This window comes from Sphingomonas sp. 37zxx, from assembly GCF_000786205.1.
Taxonomy (GTDB): domain Bacteria; phylum Pseudomonadota; class Alphaproteobacteria; order Sphingomonadales; family Sphingomonadaceae; genus Sphingomonas.
In genome coordinates this window covers 1-13,001 of the sequence record NZ_JROH01000012.1, presented here as the reverse complement: position 1 = coordinate 13,001, position 13,001 = coordinate 1, and the positions used below count along the sequence as shown (strand labels likewise).

The window sequence follows — 13,001 nt, the reverse complement described above, 5'->3', positions numbered from 1 at the left end:
TCGTGTCCGAGCTACGGTATCCTTCCCCCGCCGCCGGGAGAAGCTTTGGGGGCAATGTGACCGAACCACGCATCGCGGTGATCCTGCCTTGCTACAATGAGGAAGCCGCGATCGCGCAGACGGTGGTGGCGTTCCGCGCCGCGCTGCCCGACGCGCGCGTCTATGTGTATGACAACAACAGCAGCGATCGCACCGCCGAGGTTGCCGCTTTTGCAGGCGCGATCGTTCGTACCGAGCGGGTGCAGGGCAAGGGCGCGGTGGTGCGGCGGATGTTCGCCGATGTCGATGCCGATGTTTATGTGATGGCCGATGGCGACGCGACCTATGACGCGGCATCGGCCCCGGCACTGGTGGCGCGATTGCTCGATGAACAACTCGATATGGTGGTCGGCAGCCGGGTGCATGAGGCGACCGAAGCCTATCGCCGTGGCCATCAGTTCGGCAACAAGGCGCTGACCGGCATGCTGGCGCGGCTGTTCGGTCGCAGCTTCAGCGACATATTGTCGGGCTATCGCGTTTTTTCGCGCCGCTTCGTCAAAAGCTTTCCGGCGCTGTCGGCGGGGTTCGAAATCGAAACCGAAATCAGCGTGCATGCGCTCGAACTGAAAATGCCGGTCGCCGAGATCGAAACCCCCTATTTCGCTCGGCCCGAAGGCTCCGAATCGAAGCTGAATACCTATGGCGATGGCCTGCGTATCGCCACGACGATCGCGACCTTGTACCGGATCGAGCGCCCGATGCTGTTCTTTGGCCTGATCGCGGCGGGGATCGCGCTGATCGCGCTGGTCCTGTCGGTGCCGCTGGTGGCGACGTATCTGGCGACCGGCCTGGTGCCGCGTTTTCCCACTGCGATTCTTGCCACCGGGCTGATGATTCTCGCCTTTCTCAACCTTTTTGCAGGATTGATCCTCGATACGGTGGTGCGCGGGCGGCGCGAGGTGCGACGGCTGGCGTATCTGGCGTACCCCGCACCATCGCGAGGCTATGACCAGTAGGGTGGGGCAAACGACTGCAATTGCTGAACCCCTTCGCGCCCCCTTGCGCGGCACTTCATGAGCGCCGATGTTGGCGCTTCAACTTCTGAGCGGGATTTCCATGCACGACCCTATGAGCGCACTCGTTCCCATCGTCATCGAACAGTCGAGCCGTGGCGAGCGCAGCTTCGACATTTTCTCGCGCCTGCTGCGCGAACGCATCGTATTCGTCACCGGCGGGGTCGAGGACGGCATGGCCTCGCTCATCACCGCGCAGTTGCTCTTTCTCGAGTCGGAGAATCCGAAGAAAGACATCTGGATGTATATTAATTCGCCGGGCGGCGTCGTGACCGCTGGCATGGCGATCCATGACACGATGCAGTATATCCGCCCGCGCGTCGGCACGGTCTGCATGGGCCAGGCGGCGTCGATGGGCAGCTTCCTGCTGGCATCGGGCGAGCCGGGCATGCGCGTCGCGCTCACCAACGCGCGCATCATGGTGCATCAGCCTTCAGGCGGTGCCCAGGGCATGGCGAGCGACATTGAGATTCAGGCGCGCGAGATACTTCGCATCCGCCGCCGGATGAACGAACTGTACGCCAAATACACCGGCAAGCCGCTGGTGGACATCGAGAAGGCGATGGACCGCGACACGTTCCTGGAAGCCGAAGAAGCCAAGACCTTCGGCCTTGTCGACGAAGTGTATGACAAGCGCCCCGGACCGGTCGAGGATCCGTCGACGGGCACCACGCCGACGATGTAACAACGGCGGCGCAGGCCCGATGTGGTGGGGCATGTGTTGCAGCGGGGCGGGGGCACCCCCAATTTGTGCGTTGCCCCCATTACCCCGCCGTGTAGGATGGCGGGCGGATTAAAGCGCCCGATGGGGCGCCAAGGATGAAATCGAATGACGAAGTTGAGCGGTGGCGACTCCAAGAGCACCCTCTATTGCTCCTTCTGCGGCAAGTCGCAGCACGAGGTGCGCAAGCTCATCGCGGGGCCGACGGTGTTCATCTGCGATGAATGCGTCGAATTGTGCAACGACATCATCCGCGAGGAAACCAAATCCGCGCTGGTGAGCAAGAAGGATGGCGGCGTGCCTGCGCCGCAGGAAATCTGCGACGTGCTCGACGATTATGTCATCGGCCAGAAGCGCGCCAAGCGCGTGCTGTCGGTGGCGGTGCATAACCATTACAAGCGGCTCAACCACGGTGCCAAGGGTGCCGATGTCGAGCTGAGCAAGTCGAACATCCTGCTCGTCGGCCCAACCGGCTGCGGCAAGACGCTGCTCGCGCAGACGCTGGCGCGAATCCTCGACGTCCCCTTCACCATGGCCGATGCGACCACGCTGACCGAGGCGGGCTATGTCGGCGAGGATGTGGAGAACATCATCCTCAAGCTACTCCAGGCATCCGACTATAATGTCGAGCGGGCGCAGCGCGGGATCGTCTATATCGACGAGATCGACAAGATCAGCCGCAAGGCCGAGAATCCCTCGATCACGCGCGACGTGAGCGGCGAAGGCGTGCAGCAGGCGCTGCTCAAGCTGATGGAGGGGACGACCGCGTCGGTGCCGCCGCAGGGCGGGCGCAAGCATCCGCAGCAGGAATTCCTGCAGGTGGATACGACCAACATCCTGTTCATCTGCGGCGGCGCGTTCTCGGGCCTAGAGAAGATCATCGGCGATCGCCTGCAGGGCAAGTCGATCGGCTTTGGTGCCTATGTCGCCGCGCCCGAGGAACGCCGCACCGGCGAGACGTTGAAGCAGGTCGAGCCAGAGGATTTGCTGAAGTTCGGCCTGATCCCCGAATTCGTCGGTCGTCTGCCGGTGATCGCGACGCTCGAGGATCTCGACGTTTCGGCACTGATGAAGATACTTACCGAGCCGAAGAACGCGCTGGTGAAGCAATATCAGAAGCTGTTCGACATGGAGGGCGTGAAGCTCGGCTTCAACGACGAGGCTTTGGTCTCGATCTCGAAGAAGGCGATCGAGCGCAAGACCGGCGCGCGCGGGCTTCGCTCGATCCTCGAGGGCATTTTGCTCGACACGATGTTCGACCTGCCCAGCATGGATGGTGTCGACGAAGTCGTGGTCGACAAGGACGTGATCGAGGGCCGCAAGGAACCGGTTCGCGTCTATGCCAAGAAGGAAAAGGCGGGCAGCGGCGCTGCCTGACCTAGCGTTAGCGATTGGAAAGGGCCTCGGGGAACCGGGGCCTTTTTTATTGCGCCATGAGCAGGCCGATCGCCACGCCGGCCTGGATCATCACGATCAACAGCAATTGGGTGGAAAAGGGCTGTTTGCGCGTCTTGTGCCGAAACCATTGCCGCGCCAGCAGTGCGCCAGGCGAGCCGCCGATCAGTGCGAGGCCGAGCAACTTGCTTTCAGGAATACGGCGCTTGCCCGCGATTGCGCGCTGCTTGTCCTGCCAGAAGCGCAGCACCGTCCAGCAGTTTAGCGCGATGGCGGCGGCGATCAGCGGGTAGGCCATAGAGCTTAGGGCTGCCATGTTTTCCCCGATTTAGCCGCCATCCCCCGGCAATTTCCGCAGCACGCGCATTTGCGGATCGACCACTACCTGCGTGTCGGCGGGAACGGCGATTGAGCTGCGTCCATCGGTCATCGCCAGGGTCTGTATTGCCCCGCCAACTGATACCTCAACCGGCAGCGGAAATGCGCCGCCGCCGGGCACTTTCCATGCCAGCAACAGCCGCCCCGGAGCGCGCGTCTCGACCAGTTCGGGCAAAGCCGCCTGGCCCAGATACACGTCGAAGAACCAGCCCAGATCGCGCCCCGCCACCTGATCCACGATCCGGCGATATTCGGCGGTCGACGTAAAGCGCGAGGTGAAATTGCCGGGTGCCGGATCGGGGCGGCCATAGACCAGCCGGCGCGTGACTTCGCCGAACTTGGCATCGCCGATCAGCCCGCGCAGCGTGTGCAGCATCCACGCGCCCTTGAAATAAATGTCGATGCCCGGTCCGGTCGCGGCATCGCCCACCAGATTGGCCGCGCGCGGGGTGCCGGAGACGATCGGGTGGAGATTCTCGAACCGCGCCCGCCCGGCGCGCATCATCGTCATATAGCGGCCGTCGCCCTCGCGCGCGCGGCCGTAGAGCGGCTGCATATATTGGGCATAAGCCTCGTGCAGCCAGAAATCGTCCCAGTTGGCGACCGTCATCTGATTGGCGAACCATTCATGGCCGAATTCATGGTGCAGCAGCCAGTCGAACCCCTCAGGAGCCTTGCGATAGCCATTGCCATAGGCGTTGATCGTCTGGTGCTCCATGCCGAGATGCGGGGTCTCGACCACGCCCATTTTTTCGGCGGCGAACGGGTAGGGGCCGACCGTCGCTTCGTAAAAGTCGATGATCGGCGCAAACTCTGCGAACAGCCCGCGCGCCTTGTCGTCATTGCCTTCCAGATACCAGAAATGCATCGGAATCTGGTTGCCGAAGCGGCTGCTATGGACCGCCTTCAATTCGCGATATGGCCCGACATTAAGCGCGACCGAATGGAGCGTCGGATTCGCGGCGCGCCAATTCCAGCGGCTGCGCCCGTCGGCGAGCGTATCGACCCCTGTCAAAACGCCGTTCGACGGCGCGCTAAGGCCCGCAGGGACGGTGATGTGCAAATCGACCTGCTTGGGCTCATAGGTCGGGTAATCGATGCACGGCCAGAATAGGTCGCATCCCTCCCCCTGAACGGCCGTGGCCACCCAGGGCTTGCCCGCAGGCGTTTTGGCCCAGACAAAGCCGCCATCCCAGGGCGCGCGCACCGCGACATGCGGGGTGCCGCCATAGGTGATGCGCGCGCTGAGCTTGCCACCAGCAGCGACTTGGCGCGGCAGATCGATGCTGAGCCGCCCGCTGGGGTTGCGCCATGCATCGGCGGGGAGGGCGACGCCATCGATCGCCACCGCGCTGACCGGCAGGTTACGATCCAGATCGATCACCAGCCGCTGCAAGGGGGCTTTTGCGGTGAAGCCCAACGTCGCGACGCCCGCAATCGCCTCGCGATCGGGAAATATCTCGAACGCCAGGTCGGCGGTGTCGAATATCAGCTTTGCCTGATCGGAATCGAGCGGCCCGCCGGTCGTCTCGGTTTGCGTCGTCAGCGGCGGCTTGCCGGGATCGGCGGCGGCTGGCGACAGCAGCACAATTGCTGCCAGCAACATGGTACGATTGATGCCTTGCATCTGGCCCCCATATAATATGCAACAGCGTCGCCTATCGGGCGCCATCGGAGTGTTCATGAAGTCCAGCTATCCAGTGTTGCCGCTACGCGACATCGTCGTGTTTCCGCATATGATCGTGCCCCTCTTTGTCGGCCGCGACAAGTCGGTCGCCGCGCTTGAAGCCGCGATGGCGAGCAACAAGGAAATTTTCCTGGTCGCACAGCTCGATCCGGCTGAGGACGACCCCGGTCGCGACGATCTATATGATACCGGCGTTTCCGCCGAAGTGTTGCAGCTGTTGAAGCTGCCCGACGGCACCGTTCGCGTGCTGGTGTCGGGCAAGGCGCGCGCCAATCTCGATCAGTTGGAGGCCAAGGACGGCTATCTGACCGCGACGGTTTCGCCGGTCGAGGAGCTGGCCGTCGAAGGCACCGAGGTGCAGGCACTGATGCGCTCGGTCGTCGATCAATTCGAAAACTATGCCAAGCTCAATCGCAAGCTGCCTGCCGAAACTGCGGTGCAGCTGAGCGAACTGGAAGACGCTTCGCGCCTCGCCGATGCGATCGCGGGCAATATCGCGGTCAAGGTCGCCGACAAGCAATCGCTGCTGGTCGAGATCGATCCGCGCAAGCGGCTCGAAATGGTGTTCGCCTTCATGGAAGGCGAGCTTGGCGTGTTGCAGGTCGAAAAGAAGATCCGCAGCCGCGTGAAGCGCCAGATGGAGAAGACCCAGCGCGAATATTATCTCAATGAGCAGCTCAAGGCGATTCAGCGCGAGCTGGGCAATGAGGGCGAGGAAGGCGATGGCGACGAAATCGCCGAACTGACGCAGAAGATCGCGACGCTCAAGCTGTCGAAGGAAGCGCGGACCAAGGCCACCGCCGAGCTGAAGAAGCTCAAGACGATGGCGCCGATGTCGGCCGAGTCGACGGTGGTCCGCAACTATCTCGACGTGCTGTTGGGGCTGCCCTGGGGCAAGAAATCGAAGGTCAAGAAGGACCTGGTCGAGGCCGAAGCGGTGCTCGATGCCGATCATTATGGCCTGGAGAAGGTCAAGGACCGGATCATCGAATATCTCGCGGTCCAGGCGCGCACCAACAAGCTGAAGGGGCCGATCCTGTGCCTGGTCGGGCCGCCGGGCGTCGGCAAGACCTCGCTTGGCAAGAGCATCGCCAAGGCGACCGGGCGCGAATTCATCCGCCAGTCGCTGGGCGGTGTGCGCGACGAGGCCGAGATTCGCGGCCATCGCCGGACCTATATCGGGTCGCTGCCGGGCAAGATCGTGACCAACCTTCGCAAGGCCGGTACGTCGAACCCGCTGTTCCTGCTCGACGAGATCGACAAGCTGGGCCAGGATTTCCGCGGCGATCCGGCATCGGCGTTGCTCGAAGTGCTCGACCCCGAACAGAACGGCAAGTTTCAGGACCATTATCTCGAAATCGACGTCGACCTGTCGGACATCATGTTCGTCACCACCGCAAACTCGCTGAACCTGCCACAGGCGCTGCTCGACCGGATGGAGATCATCCGGTTGGAGGGCTATACCGAGGATGAAAAGGTCGAGATCGCCGAGGGGCATCTGATCGCCAAGCAGATCGACGCGCATGGCCTGAAGGAAGGCGAGTTCACGCTCGAACAATCGGCGTTGCGCGACCTGATCCGCTATTACACCCGCGAAGCGGGCGTCCGTACCCTTGAGCGCGAAATCGCACGGCTGGCGCGCAAGGCGCTGCGCCAGATCCTTGAGGGCAAGGCGACCAGCATCACGATCACGCCCGAAAATCTTGGCGACTATGCCGGGGTGCGCAAGCATCGCTTCGGCATCGGCGAGGAAGAGCATCAGATCGGCGCGGTCACCGGGCTTGCCTGGACCGAAGTCGGCGGCGAATTGCTGACGATCGAAAGCGTGACCGTGCCGGGCAAGGGCGCGGCGAAGATCACCGGCAAGCTGGGCGATGTGATGAAGGAGTCGATCGAAACCGCTTTCAGCTTCGTCAAGGCACGCGCACCCTCCTATGGCATCAAGCCAAGCCTGTTCGCGCGCAAGGACATCCATATCCATCTGCCTGAGGGCGCGGTGCCCAAGGATGGGCCGTCGGCGGGTATCGGCATCGTCACCGCGATCGTCTCGACGCTTACCGGGGTTGCGGTTCGCCGCGAGGTCGCGATGACCGGCGAAGTGACGCTGCGCGGCCGGGTGCTGCCGATCGGCGGGCTGAAGGAGAAGCTGCTCGCGGCGATGCGCGGCGGCATCACCACCGTGTTGATCCCGGCGGAGAATGAGAAGGATCTGGTCGAAATCCCCGCCGTGATCCGTGACGGGCTGAAAATCATCCCGGTCGGCCATGTCGACGAGGTGCTTCGTCTGGCGCTGGTCGAACCGCTGACGGCGATCGACTGGACCGAGGCCGACGAGCTCGCGGCACTGCCACCAGCCAGCGTGCCACCGGTGGCAGGCTCGGTACATCATTGAACCCCCGATTTTCGAGCGTTTCGCCGCAAAAAAGCCCAATTTTCTTTGACACAGCGCGTCGGAGCGGCCTTACTGCCGCACCGATTGCGGAGGTTTCAGCCGCGAGCGAACGATTTCCAAGTTTACAGCAGGGGTTTTGAGGGATGAACAAGCAGGAACTGATCGGCCAGGTCGCCGACCATTCGGGACTGACCAAGGGCGACGCGATCAAGGCGGTCGAAGCGGTGTTCGATTCGATCTCGAGCGCGCTGAAAAAGGGCGATGAAGTGCGTCTGGTCGGTTTCGGTACCTTTTCGGTCAGCAAGCGCAAGGCGTCGACCGGGCGCAACCCGCGCACGGGCGAGCCGATGACGATCAAGGCGTCGACCCAGCCCAAGTTCAAGGCCGGCAAGGGCCTGAAGGATTCGGTCAACTGATCGATTGAATGACGCCGCCGATCGGCGGGCTGGACAAAGGGCGCGCATCTCGCTTAAGAGCGCGCTCCCGCCGTTCGGTTCACCGCTTCGGCAGCGGGCGCGTAGCTCAGTGGTAGAGCACACCCTTCACACGGGTGGGGTCGCAAGTTCAATCCTTGCCGCGCCCACCAGATACAGAACCCCGCCGGCACCTAGCCTGGCGGGGTTTTTGCTGTTCGAGGCCGGTGTATCTCGGGTCTTCGCGCGCCGGTTGGTGCAGCGGGGGGCTGTAACCTTGCCGTCATAACCGTCACGGATAAGTAATATAACTGCCACGAAACTTTCGTGAAAATCCCATCCTGCAGTCATGCTTCGCGCCTAGTCAGGGCGCGTGGTCGGCAGGGGGAGTTCCGAGTCGATCGTGGGCACCCATGCCCAACCCTGGCAACCGGAAACACCGGAACGGAGATTTTCATGGCCGATTTCAAACGCCTCAGCCTCGTCCTGCTCACCAGCTGTGCCGCTGCCTCGCTCGCTGCATGCGACGGCGCGACCAGCGTCGCATCGCCCGGCGAAGGCGTGATCGTCGTGCCCGCCCCGACGCCGGCTCCTGCGCCTACCCCAACGCCGACGCCAACCCCCACGCCGACGCCGACGCCGACCGGCCCAGCTGCAAGCTGCCCAACCGGAACCACCAGCGTTGGCGTCATCGGCAACTTCCGTTCATGCCGCCTGCCGTCGCAAATTCTTGACAGCCTGACGCTGCCGGGTCTCGCCGGCGTGGCGTATGAAATGAATGGCCGCGTCGATGTGGGTATCGATCGCGGTGGCGCAGGCACCGGCGGCGATGCCGCTACGCTGACGATCCAGCCCGGCGCGATCATTTATGCCAACACCACCAACGCCGATAACGATTTCCTTGTCGTCAATCGTGGGTCGGTCATCTCGGCTGAAGGCACCGAAACGCAGCCGATTATCTTCACGGCGCAGGCAAACCTGACCGGCAACGTGACCGACGAGTCGCAGGGCCTTTGGGGTGGCATCATCCTCGCTGGCCGTGCGCCGATTTCGAACTGCAATCGTGACGGCGTTGTGGGCGGCACGGTGGACTGCGAGTTCGTTGTCGAGGGGACGGGCAACGTCCTCTACGGCGGTGCCACTCCAACCGACAGCTCGGGCGTGATGCGTTACGTTCAGATCCGTTATTCGGGTACGGTGATCAGCCCGAATAACGAGCTGCAGGGCCTCACCACCGGCGGCGTTGGATCGGGGACGCGGATCGAATATATCCAGATTCACAACAGCTCGGATGACGGCATCGAAATTTTCGGCGGTCGCCACAACGCTCGCTACCTGGTGATCACCGGATCGGATGACGACAGCGTCGACACCGATGTGGGCTGGAAGGGCTTCATTCAGTTCGTGATCGCGGCGCAGCGTCCGAACAACACCCAGACCGATACCTACATGATGGAAATCGACTCGAACGGTAACGAGGATGCGACGCCGCGTCAGAATGGCCGCATCGCAAACTTCACCTTCATCCATCGCTCGACCGGCGTGAACGCCGCTATCCGTCTGCGCGGTGGCGCTGACCAGACCTTCCTCAACGGGATTATCGTCGGCCAGCGTCCTTGCGTGAATATCGTAGCTGGTTCGACCGAGAATGGCGGGAAGTCGACCATTCGTGCTGCCAACCCAGCCATCGACGAGGTTGGTCCGCCGGTGTTCAACTCGATCTACTTCGCGTGCCAGGAAGGGCTGACGACCACGACCACGCAAAACAGCGTGACCGTGACCAATGAAGAGCAGGCGGCAATCATCAATGCCGGGTCGAACAATGTAACCAACGGCACTGCCGCTGCTGCATTGACCGACGGCTTCCTTCCCGGCACCGGTGCGGCCGCAGTCACTGCGTTCAATGCGTCGACGCTTAATCCCAGCGGTACGTCGTTCTTCGTCCAGACCAGCTTCATCGGCGCGGTCGCAGGCCCGAACGACAATTGGTACCGCGGATGGACCTGTAACTCGAACCGCGGGAACTTCGGTGCGACCAGCCAGAGCTGCACCACGCTCCCCGGCCTCTAAGTAACGGCGCGCTATGGCCGGGGGCGGTGGCAAAGGGGCCGCCTCTCCCGGCTTTGCCGTTATTTTCTCGACAGCTTCCTGATCCGGAAACCCACGATGAACAAAAAAATCGCATTCGGGACCATGCTCCTGCTTACCACACAACTCGTGGCACCCGCTGCGCTGGCGCAGGTATCGGGATCGGGCGGTGTGTCGACCACAACGCCACCTTCGGGCCAGGTGACGACGCCTGATGCCAGCGGTGCCAACCCCACCACGCCGCAAACGCTCGCGCCTGATGGTACTTCCAGGGAGGAAGGCAGCGACGAACAGTCGCCCGAACAGCAGATCGAGGTTTCGGCTCCCGGTATGGGCGACGTCAACGACGACATCGTGGTCATCGGTCGCAACATCCCCAACATCGTGCGCGCGACGCCGCAGGTCGTATCGGTGTTGTCGACCGAAGACATTGCGCGGACTGGTGAGGGTGACATTGCGGGTGCCTTGTCGCGTGTGACCGGCCTCAGTGTCGTCGGCAACGGATTTGTTTTCGTGCGCGGCCTTGGCGATCGCTACTCGTCTTCTTTGCTAAACGGCCTTCCTTTGCCCAGCCCGGAGCCATTGCGCCGGGTTGTGCCGCTCGACATTTTTCCGACCAACCTTGTTGCTTCGGCGCTGGTACAAAAAAGCTATTCGGCCAATTACCCTGGCGAGTTCGGGGGCGGCGCGATCAACCTCACCACCCGGGCAGTACCGGAAGAGAGCTTCATTCAGGTCGGCAGTTCGATCGGGTTCGACACCTACACCACCAGCAAGCTCGGCTATGTCTATGACGGCGGCACTGCCGATGTTTTCGGCTATGACGATGGCACACGCACCGTTCCCGGTTTCGTGAAAGAGGCTGGCGTGAACAACACCGGTCTCAGCTCAAGTCAGGCCGCGGCCTTGCGAAATGCCGAAACCACCTTGTTGCAGGAAAATAACGACATCCCGGCCAATTGGGGCGTCGATGTCAGCACCGGAACTTCATTCGACGTGGGCAGCGATGCGCGGATCGGCATCATCGCAGGCGGAGGTATCACCAATAGCTGGCGTACCCGATCTGCGACGCAGCAGACCGCAATCTCGGCCGATGGTGCGCTGGCCAGCGATTTTACGACGGTCACCACTGACAACCGCATCCTGGTAAACGGGCTGCTGGGCCTGGGTGCCGAAGTGGGCAAGCATCGCTTCCGCTTCACTAACCTGTATATTCACGACACGTTGAAGCAGGGCATTCTTGGTGCCGGTGATCTCGATAACCTCGGCATTCCGGGGCCGTTTGCACCGATCCCTACCTATATCGAGCAGTATACCCATTGGTTCGAGCGCCAGTTGTTCACGTCGCAAATGGTCGGCGAACTGGATTTCGACGCACTCCAGGTCGATTTTCGCGGTGCCTATGCCAACACCAAGCGTAAGGCCCCGTTCGAGCGGTTCTTCCGCTATGAATACACCGCCGCCAACGGCATCAATGACTATATCAACACGCTGGGCGGCACGACCCAGACCGCTCAGGTGGCGTTCAGCGATTTGAACGAAGACCTTTGGACGGGCGCAGTCGACGCCAGCTATGAGATTAATTGGGATCGCCCCGTGACGGTGTCGGCGGGCTATGCCTATAGCGACGCCCAGCGCGCAGCGAGCCGCTACCAATTCCGCTATGTCGGCCCGAACAACGGCACGCTGAACGACACGGTCGGCCAGCTGCGCCCCGACTATCTGCTGTCGCAGGCCACAATCGGCTATTGGGGGATTAACCTCCAGAATATTTCGGGCGCGGGTGCCAATGCTGCTCCTGCTTATGAGGCGGCGCTGGAAGTTCATGCCGGCTATATTCAGGCGGATGCCGAGGTGCTTGACGGTGTCCGTGCCACGATCGGCGTGCGCTATGAAGATGCACAGCAGAATGTGTCGCTGATCACCGGGAGCGGCGTGCTGCCGGGTACGAATTTGAACAATAGCTATTTGTTGCCAGCATCGACCATTACCTGGAACTTCGCCGAAGACATGCAGCTGCGACTGCATGCGTCCAAGACGATCGCTCGCCCGCAGTTTCGCGAGCTTGCACCCCAGCTTTACGTCGACTTCGACTCGAACCGCCAGTTTTTCGGTAACCCGGCGCTGGTTGATTCCGAGCTGTACAATCTGGAAGCGCGTTATGAGTGGTTTTTTGCCCGCGATCAGCGCTTTACCGCTGCCGGCTTTTACAAGCGGATCGACAACCCGATCGAAACGATCGCGATTCTGGCCCCCGGTAGCAGCACGTTCAACACTGGTTTCTCCAATGCTCCTTCAGCGATCCTTTATGGCGCGGAGGTTGAGGCGCTAAAATACATCAGCCTCGACTCGCTTGGTGATTCGTTTGGCGGCACTCGGTTGTTGCTCCTTGCGAACTACACCTTCACCCAGTCCGATCTGAAGGTTGGTACCCAACTCGTATCCAGTCCGATTTTGGGTGCTGGACAGGTGCAAGCGAACCAGTTGTTTCAGAACAACGCGCCGCTGATCGGCCAGTCGGATCATCTGGTGAACGGGCAGATCGGGCTCGAGAACGAAGATACGATGAGCCAGGCTACCTTTCTGGTCACTTATGCCAGCGATCGCGTGACAAGCCGTGGACCGGTGATCGACGGATTGCGGCTGCCTGATTTGGTCGAGCGGCCGGGGCTGCGTTTCGATGTGGTTTATCGCCAGGGCATTCGATTGGGCGAGGATCAGGCGATCGAATTCAAGGTTGAGGGCCGAAACCTGACGCGGACCCGCTATCAGGAGTTTCAGACCTTCGACAACGGTGTGCGCCGCGACACCAATACGTTCGATCTGGGCCGTGTGATCACGGTCGGTGTGAGCGCCCGCCTTTAAGTAACGCTTC

Annotated in this window: 9 protein-coding genes and 1 tRNA gene; 8 read left to right on the top strand and 2 right to left on the bottom strand. The window is 61.8% G+C overall.

Annotated features, from left to right (window positions below; all coding sequences use genetic code 11):
• Positions 1 to 56 precede the first annotated feature (56 nt).
• From QU44_RS07555 to clpX, 3 genes are all read left to right on the top strand, one after another.
• Positions 57 to 995, top strand: coding sequence for a glycosyltransferase family 2 protein (locus tag QU44_RS07555; RefSeq protein ID WP_033921314.1), 939 nt, complete (start codon positions 57 to 59; stop codon positions 993 to 995).
• Positions 996 to 1,095: 100 nt separating this feature from the next.
• Entirely contained in the window at positions 1,096 to 1,737 is a 642-nt protein-coding gene (locus QU44_RS07550; RefSeq protein WP_033921313.1) for an ATP-dependent Clp protease proteolytic subunit, read from the top strand.
• 144 nt (positions 1,738 to 1,881) lie between these two features.
• Positions 1,882 to 3,150: an ATP-dependent Clp protease ATP-binding subunit ClpX gene (gene clpX, locus QU44_RS07545; RefSeq protein WP_033921312.1), complete on the top strand. Its 1,269-nt coding sequence runs from the start codon at positions 1,882 to 1,884 to the stop codon at positions 3,148 to 3,150.
• A 46-nt stretch (positions 3,151 to 3,196) separates the two neighbouring features.
• On the opposite strand, the gene QU44_RS07540 is transcribed toward clpX, so the two are convergent.
• Positions 3,197 to 3,466, bottom strand: coding sequence for a DUF1294 domain-containing protein (locus QU44_RS07540; protein WP_197054271.1), 270 nt, complete (start codon positions 3,464 to 3,466; stop codon positions 3,197 to 3,199).
• A gap of 30 nt (positions 3,467 to 3,496) precedes the next feature.
• The gene (locus tag QU44_RS07535) at positions 3,497 to 5,173 is read right to left on the bottom strand and encodes a M1 family metallopeptidase (RefSeq protein WP_443018082.1); all 1,677 of its coding nucleotides are present in this window, start codon (positions 5,171 to 5,173) and stop codon (positions 3,497 to 3,499) included.
• A 55-nt stretch (positions 5,174 to 5,228) separates the two neighbouring features.
• On the opposite strand from QU44_RS07535, the gene lon reads away from it, so the two are divergent.
• The 5 genes from lon (at position 5,229) to QU44_RS07510 (ending at position 12,991) form a co-directional block, all read left to right on the top strand.
• Positions 5,229 to 7,625: an endopeptidase La gene (gene lon, locus QU44_RS07530; RefSeq protein WP_033921373.1), complete on the top strand. Its 2,397-nt coding sequence runs from the start codon at positions 5,229 to 5,231 to the stop codon at positions 7,623 to 7,625.
• A gap of 143 nt (positions 7,626 to 7,768) precedes the next feature.
• Positions 7,769 to 8,041 (top strand): HU family DNA-binding protein, encoded by a 273-nt coding sequence (locus tag QU44_RS07525; protein WP_033921310.1) that lies wholly within the window; start codon positions 7,769 to 7,771, stop codon positions 8,039 to 8,041.
• Positions 8,042 to 8,136: 95 nt separating this feature from the next.
• Positions 8,137 to 8,211: transfer RNA gene (locus tag QU44_RS07520), tRNA-Val, on the top strand.
• A gap of 154 nt (positions 8,212 to 8,365) precedes the next feature.
• Positions 8,366 to 10,108, top strand: a complete 1,743-nt coding sequence (locus QU44_RS07515; RefSeq protein ID WP_331377442.1) for a hypothetical protein — start codon at positions 8,366 to 8,368, stop codon at positions 10,106 to 10,108.
• A 123-nt stretch (positions 10,109 to 10,231) separates the two neighbouring features.
• Positions 10,232 to 12,991, top strand: coding sequence for a TonB-dependent receptor domain-containing protein (locus QU44_RS07510; protein ID WP_231621655.1), 2,760 nt, complete (start codon positions 10,232 to 10,234; stop codon positions 12,989 to 12,991).
• The last annotated feature ends 10 nt before the right edge of the window (positions 12,992 to 13,001 follow it).

Excerpts from the sequence above, each read along its gene's own strand:
- QU44_RS07550 (WP_033921313.1), top strand. The coding sequence starts at position 1,096 with ATGCACGACCCTATGAGCGCACTCGTTCCCATCGTCATCGAACAGTCG.
- clpX (WP_033921312.1), top strand. The coding sequence starts at position 1,882 with ATGACGAAGTTGAGCGGTGGCGACTCCAAGAGCACCCTCTATTGCTCC.
- QU44_RS07540 (WP_197054271.1), bottom strand. The coding sequence starts at position 3,466 with ATGGCCTACCCGCTGATCGCCGCCGCCATCGCGCTAAACTGCTGGACG.
- QU44_RS07535 (WP_443018082.1), bottom strand. The coding sequence starts at position 5,173 with ATGCAAGGCATCAATCGTACCATGTTGCTGGCAGCAATTGTGCTGCTG.
- lon (WP_033921373.1), top strand. The coding sequence starts at position 5,229 with ATGAAGTCCAGCTATCCAGTGTTGCCGCTACGCGACATCGTCGTGTTT.
- QU44_RS07525 (WP_033921310.1), top strand. The coding sequence starts at position 7,769 with ATGAACAAGCAGGAACTGATCGGCCAGGTCGCCGACCATTCGGGACTG.
- QU44_RS07510 (WP_231621655.1), top strand. The coding sequence starts at position 10,232 with ATGCTCCTGCTTACCACACAACTCGTGGCACCCGCTGCGCTGGCGCAG.